The sequence below is a fragment of the Mesorhizobium sp. BAC0120 genome, from assembly GCF_033542235.1.
GTDB lineage: Bacteria > Pseudomonadota > Alphaproteobacteria > Rhizobiales > Rhizobiaceae > JAWRCU01.
In genome coordinates, this window is the sequence record NZ_JAWRCU010000034.1 from 1 (window position 1) to 23,867 (window position 23,867).

Sequence of the window (23,867 nt, forward strand, 5' to 3'; positions counted from 1 at the left end):
CGCCCGAAAGCTACTGATCTTCGCCAATGCCGTCGTCGAGCGCGGCACTCCATGGATAAGAAAAGCACCCCAACAGCATCTCGCCCGCTAATGGTTGCGCTTCTCCCACAAGGGGAGAAGGGGGAGCCCGACATTTCGCTCGACGCAAATCTCAAATGCCGGAGATTGCCGGAGACGGAAAATGCAGCGCTTGCCTTCTCCAGCTGTGCCCATAGCCGGGTAAGGGTGAACGGTGTATCACCCAGAAAACGGAAACGGTGCCTTCCATATCCACCTTCAAAGCCGTCCCGGCATTGTGCGCTCACTCGTCGCCTCCCTGCAGCCCTTCATCAGCCGGCGGCGTGTCGGCGGGCGCTCCGCCTTGCATCGCCGCAGCCGGCGTGGTCGCCCCCTGCGTCGTATCCATGGCCACCAGCTGCAGCATTGCCTGCCGGTAGGCGACGAACTCCGGCGACGTTTGCACCAGGGTCTTGGCGGTGAGGCCAGGCTGCGAGGCATACTGCACGGCCTTGCCCGTCATCTTCTTCTCGGCCCAGGCAACGACATAGGCGCAATCCTTGCCGGTGAGGAAAGGATTGGCGCTGATCACCTGGCCACCGAGCACGTCGGAGACGAGCGCATTGCTTGGCGCCGCCAGCGCCTGGTGCGCGCCGTCGGGCCCGAGGAAATGCGCCAGATAGAGCCGGCCGGCGGTGATCGAGTGGCCATAGGCTCTCAGCCGCGCCTCGTTCTCGCGGGCGAGATTGGCGACCATCTCGCGCGAGACGGTCGGGTCGAAACGCAGCGCCAGGATTTCGGCTTCGGACATGGATTTGAAGAGTTCGGGCCGGTAAGTCCTGATCATGCGCAGCCATGTCGACTTGATGAACTGGCCGAGGCCGGCGGCCGTCGAGAGCGGGTTCTGCGCCCTGGCGTTGCCGCCGCTCTCCACATGGATGATGCGGTTGACCATCAGCTCGACCGCCGAGCCGTTCGACCCGGCGGCGACGGCCGAATCGGCCGAGGTGATGGACGCCTCGGCAACCGCGCTGCCGAGCGGATCGACCGCGACGCCGCTCTGGTAGAGCTCGAAATGAAGATGCGGGCCGGTCGACAGGCCGCTCGTGCCGACATAGCCGATCACGTCCCCGGCCTTGACCTCGACGCCGACTTTGATGCCGTCGGCGAGGCGGCTCATATGTGCATAGGCCGTCGCCTTGCCCCCGCCGTGATCGATCTTGACGACGTTGCCGTAGCCCTGGCCATCGCCGGCAAACGCGATCTTGCCGTCGAAGGCGGCCATGACAGGCGTGCCAACCGGCGCGCCCCAGTCGACCCCCTTGTGGATGCGGACCTGGTGCAGGATCGGATGCATGCGCGGCCCGAAGGTCGAGGTTAGCACGCCCTGCACCGGCGTCACCATGCCGTTGGTCACGGTAACGCTGTGCGTTGCATCCTTCTCCGACATGCAGGCGAAATCGGCGCCGGGTTGCGGCTGATAGACGAAGCACTCGAAATCGCGGTCGACGCCGTGGATCGCGACATAGAGCACGCGGCCGGACATACCGCCCTGGCCACGGCCGGTCTTGGCGAAGGCGAGCACCAGCCGGTCGTCCTTGGTTGCTCGCGCCTGCAGGTCGAAGGCACGCGAGACCAGCATGATCGCTTCGCCCGTGACGCTGCTCGGCACGCTGTTGCGGGTCGCCGTCGAGTAGATTGCGTCGAGCAGGCGATAGCTCTGCGGCTGCGCGGCCGTCTCCTGGTTCTGGGCATATTGCGACAGGTCGTCATTGATCCAGGGATCTGCGCCAGGGACGAAAGTGCCGTCATCGCCGCGTGCGATTGTGCCGAGATATTTGTCCGTGGAGTTGATCGAGGCTTGCACCAGCTGAGGGCGCGTCCCCTTGCCGCTCGGGCGGTAGCCGCGCAGGCCGACGACGAACCTGTCGCCCAGCGTTTCGACGCCGATCAGCCGCTTGGCAGCCTCGCCCGCATTCTTGGCGTCCTCGGCGCTGAAACCGTACTCGGCAACGACGCTGTCGAGCGACCGCTCGCCCTTGACCGAGACAGTGAAATCCTCGACCTGCCGGAAGCGGTCGGGCTCGGGCTTCACCAGATGAACGGTCGTGGTGTCGTCGATTGCCGTCTTCTTGAAACTCGGCAGCGCTTCCTGGCCCTGAGTGACCGTCTCGCCCCAGCCGGCGGCCAAGTCGGCATCGGGATCGCCGATCTCGCCGGTTGACGGCTGCGCCGGCGCGAGCTTTTCCATCGGAATCCCGTCTTCCGCTGGCGGCGCCTCCACCGGTACCGGCTGGTTCGCCCCTCCTTCAAGGTCGTCCTGTCCGGCCACCGGAACCAGCACCTCGTCCGCATCGGGATCGCTGGGCGCGGCGTTGTCGGTGGGCTGCTGCTGTTGCGATGGTGCCTGGGTCGGCGCGGCCGGCGCGATGCTCACGGCCGGCTTGCCGCGGGCGCTCTGCGACTGGAAGAAGGCGAAATCTTCCGGGCTCGACGGCAACGCCGTGATGCGCTCGCTCGCCGAGAGCATGACATCGGACATCACCTCGACGCTGTCGGGAAGCGCGGCCTGCTTCAGCTCCGGCTTGACTTCGACCTCTCTCAGCTTGCCGTTCGCCTCGCCGGCATCGCCGAGCCTTATGATCAGTGGATCGCCGGCGAGATCGATGATCGGGTTGACGAAAACCGGCTTCTGCTCGGCCGCGGGGGCAATCTTCTGTGCGGGAAGCTCGGTTCTCGAGGCTGGGGCCTCTGGCGTGGGAGTCCAGTAAGCAAGAAGACCTGCGCTGCCGAAGCCGATGGCGGCCGTTCCCAACGCAGCGCCGAGGATACGTTGCCGGAGCCTGCGCGCGCGACGCTCCTCGGCCTCGACCCGTTTCGCCCGGAAGCTGCGGTCGATCTCATGCATCGGAGCGCGTTTCCACGGGCGTCAACCGGCGTAGGGCTCCCTTAGGTAGAGCGTCCACCGCACCTGGTCCTTGGTGTCCACCTCCATGAAGCGCACCTTCTCGAAACCGCGCTGCCAGCAGGAATCCGTTCCTTCGATGGTGAAGCGCTTCGGCGCAACGCACATATCGAAAGTCCGGAAGCCCTCAGCGAGAATGGGTTGGCCGAACACGTCGGACGCGTAGACGTAGATATATTTGTTGGCGAGCTCTTCCTTGATCACGTCCACGCATCGGTTGGCGCCAATCGTCCACCAACCTTCGGAGACGATGGTCCCGTTTGGCGCTGCCTTGGCGATGGCGAGGTTCACGGCGTCCAGGGTCTGGTTGCAGACCGCGAATTGCGCCCTGGCCGGCAGGACCGATGCCAGCGTCAGGATCATGACGCCGAAAACAGCGCAGAGCCCCCGGCTGGAGCGGTCACGAAGGAAAATACGTATTGCCTGCCCGACCATGCCCTGAAGCCGCCGAAAGTGATGCGGAGCGCCTTGTCTCGTCGCAATGAAAGCGACGCCTCATGCTGTCCGCGACATGCGCTCGAATTGTGGCTCACCGCCGCGAAATCTGCAATTGCCGCTGCCGGAAGCCTGTCGGCGCCGCTCACATCTTTTCGTTTGCCTCGGACTAGACCATAGTAGTTCCCGGGGGCCCCGACGGAGGCCGTCTGCTGCTGGTTCTGGTGAGGCGCCGATGATCCTGCGTGTTGCGGTCTTCCTGAGGGCGATTGCCATCTTGTCCATGCTGGCCATCTTGTCCGCAATGCTTGTCGCGCGCCCTGCCGGGGCGGACGACAAGGCGATCGCGATCGAGTTGAACAAGGCCACCGACACCGATGCAGGCTGCCGCCTGACATTCGTCGTCAAGAACGCCACGCCGTCGCTTCTCGAGAAAACCTCATACGAGATCGCCGCGTTCGATGCCAAAAAGACCGTGATGAAGCTGCTGGTCTTCGAGTTCGGCCGGCTGCCGGCCGGCAAGACCAAGGTGGTCGAGTTCGCGCTCGCCGGCGTCGGCTGCACCGGGATTTCCCGCATCCTGGTCAATACCGCGCCGGAATGCATCGCCGACGGAGCGGCGTCTACCATATGCATCGACGCGCTGCGGACGAGCTCGCTTTCCGAGATCCTCTTCGATCAATAGGCGGCGCCCATGATCGACATAATGGTACGTCAGCTCCATTCGATCGGCGGCCCGGTGTTGATCACGCTGCTCCTTATCTCCGTCATTGCGACCGCGACGGCGATCTACAAGCTTCTGTCGCTGCGGCGGCTCGGTGCCGGCCGGCATCGCGTGGCGCGGGAAGTCCTGCAGCACTGGACCGCAGGCGATGCGTCCGGCGCCTACCAGCGTGCCGCGGCCGACAGCGCAGCGCTGAGCCGTGTCGTCGGCGAAGCAATCAACGGTGTCTGGCGTTGGCCGAACGACAAGGATCGCGCCCGCGAGATGGCGACAGGCACGGCTCTCTCGCTGCTCGATGCGATGAACCGCCACGTGCGCGTGCTCGAGACCTCCGTGCAGGCGGCCCCGATGCTCGGCCTGCTCGGCACCGTGCTCGGCATGATCGCCGCCTTCAACGAGATGTCGGTCGGCGGTGGCGCAGTAGACCCGACCGAGCTCGCCGGCGGCATCTGGGTGGCGCTGTCGAGCACCGCGCTCGGGCTTGCGATCGCCATTCCGTTCTATTTCTTCACGAGCTGGATCGAGGGGCGCATCGAACGCGAGCGCGCGGCGATGGACACGGCGATCCTCACCATCGTCTACGGGCCGGGAGTCGATCTTGCCAATCAGCCGGGAGCGGAGGCCGCTGTGCCTCTGCAGGCGCCGCAGACCATTCCGTTGAGGCGGTGACGGGAATGGGCGCCATCCAGCTTCGCCAGCCCAGGAAGAAAAAAGGCATGAGTTTCATGCTGATTCCGCTGGTCGACGTCATCTTCCTGCTGCTCACTTTCTTCATGCTGTCTTCCAACCTCGCGCCTTATTCGGCCCTCATGCTCGGCAGCTATCAGCGCGAAGCCGGTGCTCCGGCCGAGCCCGTGAAAGCAAGGCCGGGCGAGCTGCAGCCGGACGTCATCCTCACCGTGTCGGCCGGAGAGGTGAGGGCGAACGGGACCACTCTGCCGCTCAAGGATTTTCTGGGTGAGGCGAAGCGACTGAAGGAGAGCGGTGCCGAACGCGTGGTCGTGTTCGTGAGGCCCTCGGCGACCGCCCAGGACATCGTCAGCGTGCTCGAGGCGCTGAAGCGGATGGCTTTCGCCTCGGTCACGGTGCGGACGCGCCAAGGCTGAAAGGCGGGATTATGCAGCGATTGAAGCGAGAGCGGCAGAAGCTTGATTTCCCCTTCGCCTTCATCAACATCATCCTGCTTCTGCTGTTCTTCTTCATCGTCACCGGCTCGATCGTCGGCAAGAACGAGACGCGGGTTGCGCCGCCGCTGACCAGCCGCCTGACCACGGAACGGCTGCCGAGGCCGCTGCTCGTGATGGACAAGGCCGGCGCGCTCTTTCTCGACGAGGTTCCGACGAGCCTGCCTGACGCAATTGCACGCATGAAGCGTGTCGGGAGCGATGCCCCCGAGCAAGCCCGAACCCTGAACGTCATCGCCGACCGCACTTTGCCGGCTGTGCGCTTTCTCGACATCGTCGAGGCGATCCGCCAGGCGGGCGTGCCGGTGCGGATCGTGACGCTCGACGCGCAGGCGAAGGGATAGGGCGTGCTGCGCGTCTCGGAGCCAATCGGGACCTACTGGGCGATCGGCGTCGTCGCCTCGCTCGCGCTCCATGCCAGTGGCGTCGCTGGTGCGGTCCTGCTCGGCGAACGCTATGTCCGCGATACCGTGCCGACCGAGATCACCTTCTCCAGCGAAGCCTCGCCGGTCGCGCAGCCCGCGCCGGCCGCAGCGGAGCACGCCATAGCGAGCGAGGTGGCGGCTGTTGCCGAACGGGAAAGCCTCGCTCCCGCACTCGCCGAAACGACGGCGAAATCCGCCCCCGAGGCGCTGAAGCCGGTGACTGAGGCCGCGGCGACCATTCCAGAGAGGGCACAACCGCTGAAGGCCACAGCTCCCGAAACGGCACAGTCGTTGCGGGCTGCAGCACTGGCGCCACAGGCCGTGCCCTCGCTGAAGGCGAACCAGGTGAAACCGGAAGTTCTGCAGGCCACGCAAGCTGGAGCGCTCGCAAGCGCGCCTGCAGAAGCAGTTCGGCCCAGTGCTGCGCGTGAAAGAGCCCAGCAAAGCCAGGCCGAAAGGGTCGCTGTTGCTGAGAGGGGCCCTGCCATTGCCTCCGAAGCCGCCGAGCGCTTGGCCTCTTCCACGCCTGCCGCGGCTGCACCCTTGCCTGGCGAAGCAGCGGAAACAATTGGGGCGCTGGAGCAACGGGAGGGCGTCGGTGCGGTCGCCGCATCCGCTGCAGAGCAGGCGGCCTCGCCCGACAAGCCTGCCGCTAGTCCGCCGCGTGAAACTATCGCTGCGCTGCCTCCGCCGAAGTCGAATCCGGAACCGGCCGGCGCTTCGGCTTTGTCGGCCGGCAGCGGCGAAGTTGTTGCGGTTCTGCTGCGGCGCGAAACTGTTGCGAACGTCGCGCCACCCTCGGCACAGCAGGCGACCCCCTCTGCCAAGCCTGACGCTAGTCCCTCTTTCGAAACTGTCGCGCCGGTGTCTCCGCCCGCATCGAATGCAGAACCCGCAATCCGCCCGCAGCCGCAGGCGCTCCGGCCGGCACCTTCCTCCAGTGATGCGCCGACGAACTTGGCTTCCGCACTTTCTTCCCGATCCGAGACCGCGCAGCCCCTGGGATCGTCGGGCGAAACCGTCACCGGCCTCGTACCCGAAGGAGGGCAGCTCCCCGTCCAAGCGCCCGCGAACGTACCAGAAGCCGTGGTGCCGGCGAAGCCGGAGGAGGCCAAGACGGTCGAGCGCCCCGTCGAGACCGCGCTGCTCGTCCCGGCCCGGCCTGGCTCCAGCCTCGGGAGCGAAGTCGACAAGCCGTCCGACCGCTATCGGCGTATCGTCGATTTCATCAGGCATTATGGCGGTGGCGACTGCTTCATCGCGCTGCCGGCGATGAAGCTCGACGGCGACGTCACTTTCCAGACCTTCGGCCGCGACAAGGCGCGCGAAGACGCCTTCAGGCAAGCGCTGCTCGGCCTCGACGGGCTCAAGGCCGAAATCAGCAGCGGCAACGTGGCTGATCCGCAATGCCTCGCGCTGTCCTTTGCCCGCAAGGCGAGGCGCTATCCGGGCTTCTCGCTGATGATCGACCTGCACAATGCCGATATGGCGAGCGGCACACGGCTATCCGGATCGGTCCTCAATGCCAATGGCCGCGAACTGCATCTGCTCCTGGTCGATGATGAGGGACAGGTGCAGTCGATGGACCGCTTCCTTTCGGCCGACAACGGGACCGACCGCACCTTCAGCACACCGCTCACCCTCACCGGCGGGCCTGTCGCCACCAAGCAGATCCTGGTCGCCATCACCGCGGATCCGACGCCGCCCTCGCTCAATGCCTCCGTCAATGAGGCCGCAAACGAGTTCTTCGTAAAGCTCGGCAAGGAAATTGAGGCAATCGGCGCCGATGTGGATCTTGCCGTCGAAGGCTTCACCGTACGGTGAGCGAAGGCTCGGGGAATAGGCCATACAATTGGCTCGTTCCCGGCGCATGATGCGAGGCACTAGTCGGGACTCTGAGCTTAGCCGCACGCCTGCATCAAAGCTCCCGGCACGGATTGCTTTGGGCAAGCGATCTCCATCGGCGCGGAACGACATATGCCTCGCCTACTATCCGTGAATGTCGGACTGCCGCGAGACATCGCCTGGAAGGGTCGCGTCGTGCACACCGGGATCTGGAAGACCCCTGTGGATGGCAGCTGCCGGGTCGGACGATTGAATCTGAACGGAGACGGTCAGGGCGACCTGGCGGGGCACGGGGGTGAGCAGCGTGCCGTCTTCGTCTATCAGATCGAATCGTATCGCTACTGGCAGGAGCAGCTGAACAGGACCGACTTCGTCCACGGGCAGTTCGGCGAAAACTTCACGATCGAGGGCTTGCCCGATGACGTCGTTTGTATCGGCGACCGTTTTCGGATCGGCAGTGCGATGTTCGAGATCACTCAACCGCGCGTGACCTGCTACCGCGTGGGCATTCGGATGAACGAATCCCGGATGCCGGCATTGCTGACATCCAGCGGCCGGCCGGGATTCTATTTCCGCGTGCTGAGCGAAGGTGAGGTGAGCGCCGGCGACGAAATCGTGAAAGTGGGAGAGGCGACGGAGAGAATGACCGTCGCCGAGATCAACGCGCTTCTCTATTCATCGAACCATCCACGCGATCGACTGGAGCGCGCTTTGCGGATCGAGGCGCTTTCGCTCGGATGGCGGCAGTCGTTCGCGGCATTGCTGCAAAGCCAGGCGACCAGCGTGGGAGGTGGCAATGCGGGGCTTGCGCCGGCCGCAGCGGCGCATCCGGCTGCACCGGGATTTCAGCCACTGGCGGTGGAGGCGCTTGGTCAGGAATCAGCGGATGTCGTGTCACTCACGATGCGAAGCTCTGAGGGTCAGCCGCTGCCTCCGGCTTTGCCCGGTCAGTACATAGTCCTGCGCCTTGGACGGACTGGCGGCGGCCCGCCACTCTTTCGCAGCTACTCGCTCTCGGGCCCGCTCTCGACGGAGAGCTATCGCATCAGCGTCAAAATCGAGCCAAATGGGGCGGCCGGAACCTACCTGAGGGAGCATGTCAGGGTGGGCGACATTCTCGACGTCAGTTCGCCGCGCGGAAGTTTCGTTCTGCAGTCCGGGAAGCGGCCCTTGGTCCTGCTCAGCGCGGGAATCGGGGCTACGCCTGTTCTGGCTATGCTGTATGCCCTCGCGGCGGCTCGCTCGACACAACAGGTTCTGTGGCTGCATGCTGCTCGCGACGGCCAGCATCATCCATTCGCCGCCGAAGTTCGCCGCCTCGTCTCCGCGCTCACCCACAGCCGCAGCTTTGTTTGCTACAGCAGCCCGGGTTCGGCCGACAAAATGGGTGAGGATTTCGACGCAATCGGTCACCTGTCAGAACCGCTCCTCGGCAAGATAGGCATCCCGGGCGAGGCGGATGTCTACCTCTGCGGGCCGCCTCGCTTCATGGCAGACATGAAAGAGGCACTCGCCGCCCTCGGAGTGGCGTCTGAGCGGATTCGCGTCGAGATATTCAACGGCAGCGACGCGATGACTCCTGGTATCGTCGGCGCACCGATGCGAACTCCGCATGTTCCCGACGACGACGCAAACACCGGTCCGCTGGTATCGTTCGCGCGGAGCGGAATTGCCGCGCACTGGAAGGCATCCGCGTACCAGAGCATTCTGGAGTTGGCCGAGGCATGCGACGTCCCAGTCCGTTGGTCATGCCGCACAGGTGTCTGCCACAATTGCGAGAGCGGTCTGGTTTCCGGCGAGATCGCCTACGGACCGCAGCCACTCGACAAGCCCGCCGATGGCAACCTTCTCATTTGCTGCTCGCAGCCAGTCCGTGACGTCGTCATCGATTTGTGAATCCCTGACCGGGATTCGAACTCCGGCTTAAGGACGGCGACGGCTCGCTCACGCCGGTGCGCATATATCGTGCCGCCGATCCATTGGCTTGGCGGGCATGAAGCCTGCGCCGACCTAAAGTCAGGATGCCTTAAGGACTGAGCTGGAAATACGCAAAGTCCACGCCGACATTGCCGCCGATATTCTCCACCTGCCGGGTGAGCCTCGGGAACAGCGCGGCCGCGCGGACATGTTCCTTCCCTTCCGGTACCGAAAGCCCCGACGGGCTGGTGATGGCGATGACCATTTCGGGCATCACCCCGTCCAGCACCTTGTCGATGACGCGCATGTCGAAGATGGCCCTATCGCCGTCGGCCGTTTGCTCGGCGAAGTTCTTCATGTTGTAGACCAGGCCGTCGCCATCGACGAGCAGCAGGTCGAGCTTCCGGTCGCCGATATTGGCGACCGTGGCCTTGAGCGTTTCGCCCAGCTTAAGTTGGTCCGACGCAAGCTGAATTTCGGGACTATTCTTCGCGCCCGGCCCCACCGCCTTCAGGAAATCGGTCGCAGCGCACTGGGCCTCTTTGATCAGATGGCCGTTCAGCTCCGGCTCGATGCCGTTCGTGTCGATGAAGGAGTTGTAGAGGGTCTGGAAGGCCGGCACGTTCAGTCCGAACCCCTTCACGTTGATCGTCCGGTCGGAAACCGACGTCACGGCCACGTAGAAGCATCTGCCGCCGTCATACTGGCGCAACCACGAAACGCCGGCATTCATCCTGGCAAGGGCGCCGGCAGCGACCTTCGTCTCCTTGTCGGCTTCGGTCGGATGCTCGCTCGGCGTGCCGGATTTTGTATTTGTGACAGGCGGCGCCGTTGGGACGTTGAGCGTGGACGTGTTCGAAGCCGGTTGCTGCGGTGTGTTCGCCAGATCGGCGGAATTTGCGGGCGCAGTGTCGGTGGTCGGTTCGTGTTTCGGGGTCGTGTCCTGCGGTGACGTCGTCTTGGGCGGCTGGGTTGTGTCGCCCGGCGGAACGGTTTGGGAAGACGGCGCCGAATTCGGCTGCTCCGCCTTGGCAACTTCCTGCGATTTGGCTGCCTCATCGAGGGCATCGCCGTTCGCCGGATGCTCGGGGCTCTTCGCTGCCGGCTGCTGTGCCTCGGGGGCCTTGGCGACCGGCGGGCTAACGGGCGTCTCCGCTGGATGATCGCCGGCAGTCGTTTGCGTAGATTGCTTGGACCCAGCCCCTTGCTCCAGCTGCGGGCCGATCAGGCCGCTCACATAGGCATAGGCCCCGCCAGCCATGAGCAGCACCAGCAGTCCGCCTGCCACGGCATAAGCGCGGCCGCCCGATTTCCCTTCGGCGGTCGGGATCGCACCAGCAGCACCGGCGAGAGCCGTGCCGGGCAGTCCGGTTGAAGGCAATACGGGATAGGCGGCGGCATTGCCAAACGGCGACTCGCTGCCGCCCGGCCTTGCCGCCGAGGTCGGCGCTGAAGTGCCCCCCAACAATTGTGTCGCGTCTGCCGCCGGGGCAAAGGGCGTGCCGGTTCGAATGCCCGGACTGGTTGGCTGGATACCGGGTGACGTGGGCTGGACGCTGGGCGAGCCACTCTGGATTCCAGGCTGCGTGCCCCAGCTGGCAGGAGCGGAACCGGGCCCTCCGGCTACGCTTCCTCCGGTCACCGCCTGCGGTGCGTCCGCTGGCGTCGATGCCTTCAGCCAGTCGGCCACCACCGACATGCTGGCCGGCCGATCATCCGGGTTGGGCTGCAGCATCGCCTCGATGAGAGGCCTCAGGCTTTCGTCGATGCCGGAAAGGTCGGGAAGTTTCGTGCGCTTGTCGATCACGTCGACATGCGAGCCGCCCATGTCGAGCGGCTCCCCTTTGAGCGACGCGGCGATCACCAGGCCGAGGCTGTAGATGTCCGAGCGGCTCTCCACCTCGCGATTATGGATGCCGAGCTGCTCGGGCGAGACGAAGTTGTATTTGCCGGCAAAGCCGCCGCCGATCACGGTGCCTTCGCCGATATTGGCGGCGCGCGCGATGCCGAAGTCGATGATCTTGGGTCTTCCGACATTGCCGCCGTGCAGGATGATATTGTCGGGCGACAGGTCGCGATGGATCACCCCGGCATCATGCGCCAGCGCGAGGCCGTCCGCGACGCTGGCGAACAGCTTGCGCGCTTCGGCGGGCGTAAGCGGCGCCGCCCGGATGCGTTCCGCGAGCGACACCCCGTCGACGAACTCCATCGCGAGATAGGTTCGGCCGAGCCGCGGGTCGCGCGAAAACGAATAGTAGCGGACGATGGTGTCGTGATGCAGCCGGTTGAGGACGGTCGCTTCCCTCCTGAAGAGCGCGAAGATCGCCTCCTGGTCGGCAAGTTCCGGCAGGATCGTCTTGATGGCGACCGGCTCGCCGGTCTGGATGTTGTGGCCGCGATAGACCTCGCCCATGCCGCCCGAGGCAATGCGCTCGTCGATCTCGTAGGTGTCATTGAGCTGCGTGCCCGGGTCGAGCCGGGTGCTGAGCATGACGCGGGTAACGCCGTCGGACATTTCAGTTCACCCAAATGTCCGTTGAAGGCTCGGCCGCTTGGCGGAACTGGACGACGACGACCGTCACATTGTCGGTTCCGCCGCCGGCAAGCGCCATTGCGATCAGGCTGCTGCAGCCCTTCTCTGCCGATTCCTCGGCGAGAATGCGTTCGATCTCGTCGTCGGAAACATGCGCCGTCAGGCCGTCACTGCAGATCAGGAACTTGTCGCCTGCGTGGATCTGCCCATACGCAATGTCCAGCGCTGGATCGTCGATCGCGCCGATCGCTCGCGTGACGACGTTGCGCCGCGGCCACGTGGCTGCCTGTTCAGGCGTGAGCAGTCCGCGGTCGAGCAGGTCCTGGATCTCGGTGTGGTCACGCGACAATTGCGTCAATTTTCCGTCGCGCGACATGTAGATGCGGCTGTCGCCGGCCCACATGCAGGCATATTGCCCTTCGAAAGCGAGGAGTGCCGCGACTGTCGAGCCGATCATGCTGCCGTTCAAGGAGGAGATCTCGCGAATCTGGCGGTTGGCCATGATGACGCGGTCCTCGAAGCGGGCGCGCAGGTCGGGCGCCGAGCTCGGAATGCCGATCGACTGCAGATGCTCGACGATGCTGGTGCTGGCCACCTCGCCGGAATCATGACCGCCCATTCCGTCGGCGACGACATAGATGCCGCTTTCGGCCTTCACGAGATATCGGTCTTCGTTCTGTTCTCGAACCAGGCCCACATGGCTCTGCCCGCAGCTATCGACGTCGAAGACGCGCCTCATCATAGCTTCCGTCACCGGATGAACCGAATGGATGCCCACCGCCTGCATCTCACTCCACGCTTCCTTTTAGCATATCCACATAGAACAAGGGATCCGGCAGCGCATTGCGGGCATAGATCAACGGGCCTGAGGCCGCGCCCCCATTCGTCCACCAGAAACTGCGGCCGGCCGTCGTGTCCCAATAATCGGCAGTCATCATCACCGAGAGCACTTCGCTTGCCGCGCCGCCTTCGGAGCGCCAGACGCTTCCCCGCTTCACTCGCACCGGCAGCGGGGCAGGGGGTAGTACACCGCTCTCCGGCGGCAGGAGCCCTTCGGTCAGGCGCTCGACTGCGATCTCGGCCTTGGGGTCGAGCACGCTGAGCAGCCGTTCCTCGAGCATGAAGTACCAGACGTCCTGCGGGTCGAAAGCCGGGGGTATGATCGTCTGGCCCGGTTCGGCCAGGTAAAGGATCGAAAGTGGAAAGAAGCGCCCGACGCTGTCGACGGAAGGCATCAAGGCGCCGGCGCAGGCCGTTGTAAGGATGTCGCTGCCGATCCAGAACCGCCAGATCGGCGAGACGAGGTAGATGTCCTGCCAGGCCTGCCCCAGTTCGTTGCGGCTTGCGGCGACAGCTGACTGCAGCCAGGTCTCGAACGGTTCCAGCACCGCGCGCGGCAGGTTCAGCGCGATGAAATCGCGTTTCTGGGGCAGCTTGCCGAAAATACCGAAGCCCATCTCAGCCTCGGACTCGCAAGAGTTCATGGAACAAGAGGCGCGCCGTCAAAACGCCACCGGGCATTTGAAGTCACCGAGTGCCGGCAGGAAAAGCGGATTATAGGAGGAGCCGACGCGGATCTTGTAGGAGACCTCGCGGCCACCAATGACGAAACGGGCGATCAGCTCCTCGCCTTTCTTGCTCACCGAGCCGGCATCGATCAGCCGCATCAGCGCCCACGGCCCTTCCCGGCCGAGGCGGGATTCGCGGCCTGGCAGCTCTGGGTAAAGGCTGACATTAGCCGTTCCGGAGCCGCCATTGCCGGGCCAGGTGAAGGAGGCCGGCGCGTTGCCGGCGAGCGAGGTCTGCAGCACGATCTGGTTCACCTCGAGCAGCGCCATGTCCGCATCCTTCGAGATGGTGTTCGGCGCAATGGTGAGCTGGATGTTGGGCGTCGGCCCGCCGTCGGGGAAGAAGGCGTTGCGTATGTCGGCGGCGCGCTGGAACTGCTTCAGCGTATCGAGCGACAGCTCCTGCCCCAGGCGCGAATCGGGATGCCATGTCCAGTTGCTGCCGCTGATGTCGACGATCGGCAGCAGATAGTCGGCGAAATACTTGTCCATGAGCCCGTTGGGGCCGAAGAGCTGGGCGAACTCGCCGATCTGCGCGTTCTTGTCGGATTCGCGCGCGAACGGGTATTTGCCGGCGGTCACGCGCTGGCAGATCTTGGCGACATTGGCGAGCGCCTGGTTCATCTGCGCCTTCGTGCTTCCGGCCTCGGCGCCCTCGAACTCGTCGCTCACTTCGGAGATCATGCGCGCAAAAGGCTTGGGGAGCCGTGAGACCGTGCCGCGTAGATTGACGACCTGAAGCCTGAGCTTCTCGTTGGCCGGGCCGGCCTGCGAGGGATAGTTGGCCGCCACCAGCAGGTTCTCTCTGATGTCGTTGAGGTTCTTGAGGAGCTGGTCGATCGGCCGGGCTCCCGGCGAGCCCTCCACCCAGTTGTGGTAGGGCTTGAAATACGCCTCGATGTTGGACCCGGGATTGGTGGCGGCTGCGGCACCCGTGTTGGCCTCGCCGGCGCGCACTTGCGACTTCTTGAGGGCCAGATTGATGCCGATGCGCTCCAGCCCGCTGGTCTGGTTGGTGAGCGCCTTGACGGCCTCGGCAGCCGGCTGGGCGGGGGCTGCCGCGCCGGCCTCGGCCTTCGGCTCGTCCCGCTCCTGAGTGAGCGCCGTTTCGGACTTGATCGATTCCAGGAGCTGGCGCAGCGGCGATGTCGCATCGGAGGAAAGCGCGGCGAGCACCTGGTAGTCGGGCTTGTCCTCGGAGACGGATTTCAGCTTCAGATTGTCGAGCGTGCGCTCCCAGACGTCGATGAAGTCGTGGCTGTAGATGTCGAGCAGCTCGGGACCAAGGCGGCCGAACTGGTCCTCGACGCCGCTCTGCTTGCCCGCATCACCCATCACCCAATGCTCGCTTTCGAGCATTGCGGCCACCGCTCCGAGTTTTTTGAAGAAGAACTCGTGAAAGCCGACATAGCTGTAGAGGCCGGGGATCCTGACCTGCGAAAGATCGCTGCCGTCGCGCGTCTCGAAGACGAGCTTGGCGTCGGCGCCGCTCTGCATGGCGATATCGAAATCGGTGAGGCCCGACGAATAGGCCGAGGACTTGATCAGCGCATAGGCGCGGTCGGCCATCTTCATGCGCGCGATTGCCGCCTGCGCCCCGGTGACCAGCTCGCCATTCAGCTCGAAGGCGGGGTTGTGCGAGCGGCCGAGATCGAGCATGGCATGCAGGTTCTGGATGAGCTCCTTGCGGACATCGTCGTTGGCGCGGCCGGGCAGCAGGTTTTCCTGCCAGTCCTGTGTCATCCAGGCCGTCACGTATTCCTCGTCGACCTTCGGCGCCTTGCCGCCGAGCATCAGATAGACCTTCAGCGCCTCATAGACCCGCATGGGGTCGCTGAGCTTATCGGCGATCTGCTGCTCGAGCCTGAGAATGAGGCGTGAGCGCAGCATGCGCTCGAGCGCGTTGCGGTAGGAGGTCTGGGAAGCCGCCGTCAGCAGGCCACGCTGGCTGAGGCCGAAGGTCTCGCCGAGCGGCGTGGCGGCATCGCGTGTCGCATAGCCGGCCGGCATGACGCGCAGCCTGGCGAGATAGGTCGCTATGCTGGCGAGATCGTCGCCGTTGATCGCTTCGGCGCCCGAAATCTCGGTGCGCGACAGCTCGTCGGAGGCCGCCACCCGATAGTCCCCGATTGCAGCATCGACAGAAGCGATCAGCGCCTTGTTGCTGGCGTAGCTCCAGCCCCAGGCGCCGAGCGTGGCGAGCGAGGCGACGCCGATAACCGCCATGGTTCCGTAGCGCAGGATCGCGGCCCGGCGCACCGCGCCCTTGTCGAGCGAGACCCAGCCGGACTCCGAGAAGATGACGTTGCGCAGGAGGTCGTGCAGGAAGAAGCTCTTGCCGCGGCCAGACAAATGGCGGCTGTCCTGGGGGACCGCGAGGTTGCGCCCGATCGCGCCCAAAACCTGGTCGATCGGCGTGCCTTCCTGGGTTCCGGAAGAGAAATAGAAGCCGCGCAGATTGGCGTTGGTCTGGTAGCGGGTAGGCTCGAAGATCCGGTTCAGGAACTCGGCGACGCGATCGCGCAGGCCCGCAAATTGCGCCGGGAAGCCGAAAATGGCGATACGGGCGATGCCGTCCGGCTCTTCATGGAGCCGGTCGGGCAGTTCCTCGGTGAGCCGGCGAACGAGCGCGTCGAACTCGACAGGGACCTGCGCAACCATGTTCTTCTTGCGGTCCTCGGTCTGGAATGTGTGGCCCCAGACTTTGCGCCGACGGTTCTCGGTGAAGTTCTCGAAATATTCGCGGAAGCCCTCGATCAGGTCCGCCTTGGTGAAGAGCGCATAGACCGGAAAGTCGATCTTCAGCTCCTGGTTCAATTCGAACAGGCGCTTGCGGATGGCATTGGCATGCGCCTGCAGCTCCTCGGGCGATTCCGTCAGCAGGTCCTCGACGCTGATCGCGAGGATGACCCCGTTGATCGGCTGCCTGGCGCGGCTTTGTTTCAGCAGGGAGAGGAAGGAGAGCCAGCTCTTGCGGTCTGTTTCGGCATCCGAGTCCTGCGTCGTGTAGCGTCCGGCCGTGTCGATCAGCACGGCGTCCTCGGTGAACCAGAAGTCGCAATAGCGCGTGCCGCCGACGCCGGCGATCGCGGCAGCGCCCTGCTGTCCGGCGAGCGGGAATTTGAGCCCGGAATTGACGAGCGCGGTGGTCTTGCCTGCGCCCGGCGGGCCGATGATCACATACCAGGGAAGCTCGTAGAGGAAGGTCTGCTTGCCGCTCGATCGTTTGAGGGTGTCGATCGCCTCGCCCATGCGCTGGGCGAGCACCTCGCCGTCGCCGCTCGCGCTGTCGTCGGTCTTGAGCGCGGCTTCGATCGCCTTCTCGGCGCGGCGCTTGCGCCAGTAGCGGATCGCATAGAACAATCCGACCAGAACGACCGCCACCGCTATGATCGTGACTCGGATCCAGACGGGGTCGAGCGGGCGGGAGTCGCCGATGCCAAGCATGGGGCCGCCGAACCAGACCGCCAACGCGAAGCAGAGCAGCCCGACAGGGACGGGCGCCTTGCGGAACCAGCGTGTGAGCAGAGCCCTAAAATTCATCCGTTGGTCGCGCCGGCTTGCGCCTGCAGCGTCTCCTCCTTGGGGATCATGATCTCGACGCGCCGGTTCTGTGCGCGGCCGTCAGCGCTCTTGTTGTCGGCGACCGGCTCCAGGTCGCCCTTGCCGTCGGCCTGGATGCGCGACGGATCGGTGAGCGACTTGCCGAGCACCGCGCCAACCGACTTCGCGCGGGCCACCGACAGGTCGTAATTCGATTTGAAGGCACTCGAGACCTTCGGCTTCACATTGTCGGTGTGCCCGGTGACGAGGATCGGACCGGGTTCCTTGTCTAGCGCGGCAGAAATCTTGGCGCCCGCGGCTTCGAATTCGGGCTTGGTGTCGGCCTTGCCCGAGGCGAACAATACGAGGTTGCTGACGCGAATGACGATGTTGTCGCCGACGGGCTCTACAGCCATGCCGCCGGCCTTGATCTCGTCGGCCAGCGCGGCCCTGATGCGCTGGAGCTGCGTCGTATCGGCAACGACCTTGGGCGGTTCGTATTTCTTGAATTCGGGCCGCGTGATGCCGATGCTGGCCGATGGGTGCAGATCGACCAGGCGTTGCGCGAGCGCCTCGCCGTCATTTCCGATCAGGAAGCGTAGCAGGAAGAAGACACCGACAAGCAGCGCGCCGGCGCCGCTGGCGATCGCCCAGAGCGGCACCTTTGCGTCGAACTGTCCCGCCCGCAGCGCAAGCCCTCGCCAGCGCGGGGATATCTCCTCGTCCGGCCGCGCCTGCACGTGCCGCAGTGCCTGGTAGACGTCGCGTCGCACGCGCTGGAGGTCGGCGTCGCCACCGGCTGCACCGCGATATTGGCCCTCGAACCCAAGCAGCAGGCAGGCATGCATCAGCTCGAGCAGATTGTAGTGAGGCGCCGGGTTGGCGAGCGCCTTGTTCAGCTCTTCGAAGAAGCCCACGCCGGAAGTTCGCACGCCGAAGAACTGCGCCAGCATCGAATACTGCATCCAGACATGCCGGTCGGTGCCGGGAAGGTTCTGGACGATGTCGTCTGCCGTGCCGCAGAGCGCATATTTGGCGACTTGCGCTTCATGCGCCGGCACGCCCGCGGCAAGCACCTTCTTCTCGAACTCCGTGATCGACTTCGCCACATGACCCATCAGCGGCACCGCCTGCATATCGACCAGGAGCAGCCGCAGCCGGCCGAGCAGGATCAGAAGCGGCGCGGCAGCGGCCGTGATCGGGTTGGCGGCCGAGAACTCGACGGAATCGGTGGCTTTGAGCGCCACCTCGAGCGGGATGCGGTGCGATTGGTCGACCGCTGGCGCGGCCTGTGGAACCTGTGGGATCGGCCCCGCCATGGGCCTCGCCGGAGCACGCTCATAGACCCAGTCGTTCGGATCAGGCTGCTGTGGAGTGTAAGTCGGCTGCGGCGGCGAGGGATTGAAGATCGGGCTCGGCCGCTGTGGTTGCTGCGGCGAAAGCGGAGGCAGTGGCTCGAATGGATCACGCTTCGGCCCGCCTCCAGGAGTGGGCATGATGACGGTCTTGCCGCCCGAACCGAACGGATCACCCTTGCCGCTCATCTTCGGTCTTCCATGATGGCCCAAAGATCGAGCTGAAGATCGGGCCAATCGCCGGCAAAATGAAGGCCGATGCCGCTGGCGACGCTGAATTCGGGCCAGAGCGGCGATGTCTTGTCCAGGCGGAAATAGACGTGATCCGAGACGGCGCGGATCTGGCCGGGCGGGGTCGGCATATGGATGATCTCGATGCCGGGCAGATGGGTCTGCACGATCTCCTTCATCTTCGTGTTCGGGCCGATCTTGCAGAGCGCAGGGAATTGCTGCTGGATCTGCGTCAGGCTCTTGTTGGCCGCGACCTCGATGACGAAGGTCGCGTTGCGGAAGAGCGTGCGGTCCTGCACCTGCGCGAGATAGGCGTTGGTCTGCAACTCGGTAAGGTTGAGCCTGATCGCGCGGCCGATATCGAGGCTGAGCAGGCGCTGGATGTCGGCAAGCACGGGCTCGAATACCGCTTCGGGGGAATCGTGATCGTATTCGCCATATTCGGGTGCGAGCCGCTTCGGCGAGAAGGTCCAGAGCTCGCCGGCGATGCGCAGCAGCTCCTGGTAGAGATCGACCGGATGCGTGTATTTCGATTTGCGCAGGTGCTTCAGCACGTTGATCTCGCGGTTGAGCATCTGCAGCATGAAATAGTCGAAGGTCTGCAACCCGCCGCCCGAGCTCGGATCCGCCGCGTAGCGCGCGAGCGTTTCGAGCTTGGTGTCGCACCAGCCGATCACGCGCTCCAGCCAGCCGGCCACCACGGGGTGCGCGTGCGAAACCAGCACCGGCGGCGCGAAATTCTCGTCGAAGATGATCGTCTTGTCGCGGACTTCGAGCACCCGCGCGAGCCTGAGGCAGTGGAATCCGGTCTTGGCCGTCTTGCGCACTTCGAAGGAGATGCGCGGATGCGCGACCTCGATCTCCTGCTCGAGGTGCATGCCCGAGGAGGAATCGATGATCGGCTCGATGTCCCTGATATAACGGCTGCCGGTATTGGTGCCCGGCATGTCGACCTCACGCGAGTTGACCGCGGCGGCCGGCAGGGTCATCCAGATGAGCTGCTTGTCGGCGCCTTCCGGCAGGTCGATCGCGAGCGGCAGCGGGCTCGATCCCGGCATGTCGAAAGGTGTGCCGTCCTGAAAGACGCCGCTCGCCCTTCTGAGCGCGAACTTGTTCTGCTGAGCGAGGTCGCGGTCTATCTCGATGGCCGAAAAACCCCAGGGATAGGGGCTGATGCTGCGCACCCGGTTCTCGACCAGTCGCTCGACATAGCGGTCGTTCTGCTGCAGGTGATGCTGCCGCAGGAAAAGGCCTTCCGACCACGCGACCTTGCTGTACCAGGACATATGGGCTTTGACCCTCCCGCCTAAGCCTTGAAACCGCTTCGAAATGGCCGATTGGCTTATTTTCGGGCGATCAGCGGGAAGCTAGCACGCGCCATGTTACCTGTCATTGCCGCAGCGGCACTCTGAAACCGGAATTCTGTTACAGAAATGAAACAGCGATTCTAGCGTTTTCCGGCGTTCGCCGTCATGATGACGACCGAGCTCCATCCGCAAAGACCAGACCACAATGGGAGGGAATATGGCTGCCGCCGATTTTTACGAAGTACTGGATTCGCGTTTTGCGCGACTGTTCAACGGCAGCGCCCAGGTCGAGAAGCTCTTCACGGGCTGTCGCTGGGCGGAGGGACCGGCCTATTTCCCGGCCGGCCGCTACGTGGTCTGGTCGGATATCCCCAACAATCGCATGCTGCGTTACGACGAAACGGACGGCAGCGTCAGCGTCTTCCGCCAGCCATCGAACAACAGCAACGGCAACACGGTCGACCGCCAGGGGAGGCTGGTCACTTGTGAGCATGCCGGCCGCCGCGTGAGCCGCACGGAGCATGACGGCTCGATCACCACCATCGCAGACAGCTGGCGCGGCAAGCGCCTCAATTCGCCGAATGACGCCGTGGTGAGGTCGGATGGCTCGATCTGGTTCACCGATCCGGCCTACGGCATCGAAACCGACTATGAGGGCGACAAGGCCGAGAGCGAGATCGGCGCCTGCCATGTCTACAGGGTCGACCCTGCAAGCGGCGAAGTGGAAGCCGTGATCACCGACATGGTACGGCCGAACGGCATCGCCTTTTCGATCGATGAGCGACAGCTTTACGTCGCCGACACCGGGCGCACCCATGGCCCCGACAACCCCGCGCATATCCGCGTCTTCGACGTCGATGAGCTCGGCAATGTTTCCGGCGGCCGCGTCTTTGCCGATTGCACGGCCGGAGTGTTCGACGGCTTCCGCCTCGACGATCAAGGCCGCATCTGGACCAGCGCCGAGGACGGCGTCCATTGCTACGACCCGGACGGGACACTGATCGGCAAGGTCAAGGTGCCGGAGGTCGTCGCCAATTGCGTATTCGGCGGGCTCAAGCGCAACGTGCTCTATATCTGCGGCACGACCTCGCTCTATGCGGTGCGCCTGATGGTCAACGGGGCCAAGACGTTCTGAGCAGGCGTCCCGCGGTCGTGCGATGCGAAGCTGAGGCAGACCCGGGCGTTCGTGGGACAGCCCACGAATGCCTGATTAGCCGGCTGTATATGCCCGGCTCGAGAGGTGCGGCGTGGACTTCCGGATAGCACCCGAGATCGAGGACTATCGGCAAAGGATCGCGGCTTTCGTAGAAAGCGAGATCCTGCCGCTCGAAGCCGACCGCGCCTGCTATGACGGGCATGGCAACATAGCCCTGCCGCTCCTCGCCGCGTTGCGCTCCAAGGCGCGCGCGCAAGGTCTCTGGTGCCTTCAGCTCAGGCGCGAAAACGGCGGCGCCGGCCTGTCCAAGGTCGGGCTCGCCGTGTGCTATGAGGAGATGAACCGCTCGATTTTCGGTCCGGTCGTCTTCAACGCTGCCGCACCCGATGATGGCAACATGCAGGTGCTGGAGAAGCTCGGGACGGAGGAGCAGAAGGAGCGGTGGCTGAAGCCGATCGCCGACGGCAAGGCACGCTCTTCCTTCGCCATGACCGAGCCGCATCCTGGCGGCGGCTCCGACCCGTCGATGATCAGGACACAGGCCGAGAAGCGCGGCGACCGCTATGTCGTTTCGGGCCGCAAATGGTTTATCACCGGAGCTGAAGAAGCGAGCCATTTCATCCTGATCGCCCGCACGTCGGACGACCCTCGCAGCGGGTTGACGGCATTTCTCTTCCACAAGGACCAGCTCGGCTGGCGGATCGTGCGTCGCATCGGCATCATGGGGCCGGAAGAGCATGGCGGCCACTGCGAGCTGGAGTTCGACGGGCTCGAGATCGCCGAGGAGAACATATTCGGCGGCGTCGGCCGCGGCCTGAAGGTGACGCAGACCCGGCTGGGTCCGGCCCGGCTCACCCATTGCATGCGCTGGTTGGGGCTCGCCAAGCGCTGTGTCGAGATCGCCACTGCCTATGCTGCCGAGCGCATGGGCTTCGGCCAAAGGCTCGCCGACCGGGAATCGATCCAGATGATGCTCGGCGACCTCGCCATGCGCATCGAGGTCGGCAGGCTCCTGGTCATGAAAGCGGCCTGGGAGCTCGATCGCGGCTCCTTCGCGCGCAAGGAAGTCTCGATGGCAAAGGTCCATGTCGCCAACCTGCTGCACGATGCTGCCGACGTCGGTATCCAGGTGAACGGCGCGCGTGGCTATTCGACCGATACCGTGCTCGAATGGATCTATCGCTATGCCCGCCAGGCGCGGCTCGTCGACGGGGCGGACGAGGTCCATCAGATGGTGCTGAACCGCCTGCTTGCGGAGGAAGGCCGGCAGTTTTGGCGCTGGCCGGTCGAGGACGACGGCCGGCAGGCCCCGCAGGGAGGCTGAGCGTGGAAGCGGTGCGGAGGAAACTGGACTTCGAGCCGGCCCGGCTGAAGCAGTTTCTCGATGCCCGCTTCGGGGAAGGCGAGATTGAGCTCGAGCGCATTGCCGGCGGACAGTCGAACCCGACCTATTACCTTGTCCATCGTGATCGACGCATGGTGCTGCGCAAGCAGCCGGCCGGTCCGATCCTGAAGGGGGCGCATGCGGTGGACCGCGAATTCCGCGCGCTGAGCGCGCTCGCAGGTACCGGCGTGCCGGTGCCCCGGCCGGTCCTCTTTCACACAGAGCCCGACATCGTCGGCACGCCCTTCTTTCTGATGGAGCGCCTGAAAGGCCGCGTCTTCCATGACCCAGCGCTGCCCGGAGTCCGTCCCGAAGAACGCCGCGCAATCTATCTGGCGATGGCCGGGGCACTGGCAAAGCTGCATGCCGTGCGTCCGGAGGAGGTCGGACTCGGGGATTTCGGCCGGCCCGGCAACTATTTCGAACGTCAGATCGCCCGCTGGTCGAAGCAGTGGAGAGAGTCCCAGACGAAGGACATTCCCGCCATAGACTTCCTGTCGGAGTGGCTGACGCGCAACGTGCCGCCGGACGATACGGCGGTGGCGATCGCGCATGGCGATTTCCGGCTCGGCAACCTTCTGTTCCACCCGACGGAGCCGCGTGTCCTCGGTATTCTCGACTGGGAGCTCTCGACGCTCGGCCATCCGCTCGCCGATCTCGGCTATTGCTCGATGGCCTGGCACACCACGCCGGAAGAATATGGCGGCATCCGCGGCCTTGATCTCGCGACGCTCGGCATTCCGTCGCTGGCCGAATTCGTAGCGCGGTACAATGCGGAGGCGCCGCCGAGCGGTCCATTGCAGCCGTTCCACATCGTTTTCTCGCTTTTCCGTTTTGCCGTTATTTTCGTCGGCATCGCCGATCGCGTCCGCGCTGGCACGGCAGCCGCCGAGAACGCCGACCGGCTGGCGCCGCTCGCAGCGCGATTTGCCGAGAGAGGGCTGGAGCTGGCGGGGATTGCAGATAAGGGCTGACCCGATTGTGAGCGGCGAGGCAGCGACGCCCCAACCGATTGATGTGAGTTTCTCTTCCAGCGCCGCGCCCTGCAGACCCCTCATCCGTCGCCTTCGGCGACACCTTCTCCCACAGGGGGAGAAGGGGGAGCCTGGCATCTAGCTTGCCGCAAATCGCCAACGTTGGAGATTGGGAGAGGCGCATATGCAACGCTCCTCCTTCTCCCCTTGTGGGAGAAGCGCAACCATTAGCGGGCGAGATGCTGTTGGGGTGCTTTTCTTATCCATGGAGTGCCGCGCTCGACGACGGCATTGGCGAAGATCAGTAGCTTTCGGGCGCAGGCG

17 protein-coding genes are annotated in these 23,867 nt (G+C 64.6%); 9 read left to right on the top strand and 8 right to left on the bottom strand.

What is annotated here, in order from left to right; genetic code table 11:
• Window positions 1-301: 301 nt before the first annotated feature.
• Both SAZ10_RS32895 and SAZ10_RS32900 read right to left on the bottom strand, forming a co-directional pair.
• Window positions 302-2,905: a peptidoglycan DD-metalloendopeptidase family protein gene (locus tag SAZ10_RS32895; RefSeq protein WP_318613776.1), complete on the bottom strand. Its 2,604-nt coding sequence runs from the start codon at window positions 2,903-2,905 to the stop codon at window positions 302-304.
• A 21-nt stretch (window positions 2,906-2,926) separates the two neighbouring features.
• Window positions 2,927-3,397, bottom strand: a complete 471-nt coding sequence (locus tag SAZ10_RS32900; protein ID WP_318613777.1) for a DUF1036 domain-containing protein — start codon at window positions 3,395-3,397, stop codon at window positions 2,927-2,929.
• A gap of 235 nt (window positions 3,398-3,632) precedes the next feature.
• Here SAZ10_RS32900 and SAZ10_RS32905 point away from each other — a divergent pair, with 235 nt between their 5' ends.
• From SAZ10_RS32905 to SAZ10_RS32930, 6 genes are all read left to right on the top strand, one after another.
• A complete protein-coding gene (locus SAZ10_RS32905) occupies window positions 3,633-4,082 on the top strand; it encodes a hypothetical protein (RefSeq protein ID WP_318613778.1) in 450 nt (149 codons plus the stop codon).
• Between the two features lie 9 nt (window positions 4,083-4,091).
• The gene (locus SAZ10_RS32910; RefSeq protein WP_318613779.1) at window positions 4,092-4,790 is read left to right on the top strand and encodes a MotA/TolQ/ExbB proton channel family protein; all 699 of its coding nucleotides are present in this window, start codon (window positions 4,092-4,094) and stop codon (window positions 4,788-4,790) included.
• Between the two features lie 47 nt (window positions 4,791-4,837).
• Complete coding sequence (locus tag SAZ10_RS32915) at window positions 4,838-5,227, top strand: biopolymer transporter ExbD (RefSeq protein WP_318613780.1); 390 nt, start codon at window positions 4,838-4,840, stop codon at window positions 5,225-5,227.
• Between the two features lie 11 nt (window positions 5,228-5,238).
• Window positions 5,239-5,649: a biopolymer transporter ExbD gene (locus SAZ10_RS32920; protein ID WP_318613781.1), complete on the top strand. Its 411-nt coding sequence runs from the start codon at window positions 5,239-5,241 to the stop codon at window positions 5,647-5,649.
• A 3-nt stretch (window positions 5,650-5,652) separates the two neighbouring features.
• Window positions 5,653-7,554: a hypothetical protein gene (locus SAZ10_RS32925; protein WP_318613782.1), complete on the top strand. Its 1,902-nt coding sequence runs from the start codon at window positions 5,653-5,655 to the stop codon at window positions 7,552-7,554.
• Between the two features lie 153 nt (window positions 7,555-7,707).
• Complete coding sequence (locus SAZ10_RS32930; RefSeq protein ID WP_318613783.1) at window positions 7,708-9,471, top strand: MOSC and FAD-binding oxidoreductase domain-containing protein; 1,764 nt, start codon at window positions 7,708-7,710, stop codon at window positions 9,469-9,471.
• 130 nt (window positions 9,472-9,601) lie between these two features.
• Here SAZ10_RS32930 and SAZ10_RS32935 read toward each other — a convergent pair whose 3' ends face one another.
• Genes SAZ10_RS32935 through tssK form a run of 6 tightly spaced genes read right to left on the bottom strand, consistent with a single transcriptional unit; the run spans window position 9,602 to window position 20,008 of the window.
• On the bottom strand, window positions 9,602-12,007 hold the full coding sequence (locus SAZ10_RS32935; protein ID WP_318613784.1) for a protein kinase domain-containing protein: 2,406 nt from the start codon (window positions 12,005-12,007) through the stop codon (window positions 9,602-9,604).
• 1 nt (window position 12,008) lies between these two features.
• Window positions 12,009-12,812 (bottom strand): PP2C family protein-serine/threonine phosphatase, encoded by an 804-nt coding sequence (locus tag SAZ10_RS32940; protein WP_318613785.1) that lies wholly within the window; start codon window positions 12,810-12,812, stop codon window positions 12,009-12,011.
• Between the two features lies 1 nt (window position 12,813).
• The gene (gene tagF, locus SAZ10_RS32945) at window positions 12,814-13,482 is read right to left on the bottom strand and encodes a type VI secretion system-associated protein TagF (RefSeq protein WP_318613786.1); all 669 of its coding nucleotides are present in this window, start codon (window positions 13,480-13,482) and stop codon (window positions 12,814-12,816) included.
• Window positions 13,483-13,527: 45 nt separating this feature from the next.
• The gene (gene tssM / locus SAZ10_RS32950; RefSeq protein WP_318613787.1) at window positions 13,528-17,136 is read right to left on the bottom strand and encodes a type VI secretion system membrane subunit TssM; all 3,609 of its coding nucleotides are present in this window, start codon (window positions 17,134-17,136) and stop codon (window positions 13,528-13,530) included.
• On the bottom strand, window positions 17,133-18,680 hold the full coding sequence (gene tssL, locus SAZ10_RS32955; RefSeq protein ID WP_318613788.1) for a type VI secretion system protein TssL, long form: 1,548 nt from the start codon (window positions 18,678-18,680) through the stop codon (window positions 17,133-17,135). Before tssL ends, tssM begins: the two co-directional genes overlap by 4 nt.
• Window positions 18,677-20,008 carry a type VI secretion system baseplate subunit TssK gene (tssK, locus tag SAZ10_RS32960; protein WP_318613789.1) on the bottom strand — a complete coding sequence of 444 codons (1,332 nt, stop codon included), beginning with the start codon at window positions 20,006-20,008 and terminating at the stop codon, window positions 18,677-18,679. Before tssK ends, tssL begins: the two co-directional genes overlap by 4 nt.
• A gap of 238 nt (window positions 20,009-20,246) precedes the next feature.
• Here tssK and SAZ10_RS32965 point away from each other — a divergent pair, with 238 nt between their 5' ends.
• From SAZ10_RS32965 to SAZ10_RS32975, 3 genes are all read left to right on the top strand, one after another.
• Entirely contained in the window at window positions 20,247-21,164 is a 918-nt protein-coding gene (locus SAZ10_RS32965; RefSeq protein ID WP_318613790.1) for an SMP-30/gluconolactonase/LRE family protein, read from the top strand.
• Window positions 21,165-21,276: 112 nt separating this feature from the next.
• Window positions 21,277-22,509, top strand: coding sequence for an acyl-CoA dehydrogenase family protein (locus SAZ10_RS32970; RefSeq protein WP_318613791.1), 1,233 nt, complete (start codon window positions 21,277-21,279; stop codon window positions 22,507-22,509).
• A gap of 2 nt (window positions 22,510-22,511) precedes the next feature.
• Window positions 22,512-23,543 (top strand): phosphotransferase family protein, encoded by a 1,032-nt coding sequence (locus SAZ10_RS32975; protein ID WP_318613792.1) that lies wholly within the window; start codon window positions 22,512-22,514, stop codon window positions 23,541-23,543.
• Window positions 23,544-23,867 lie beyond the last annotated feature (324 nt).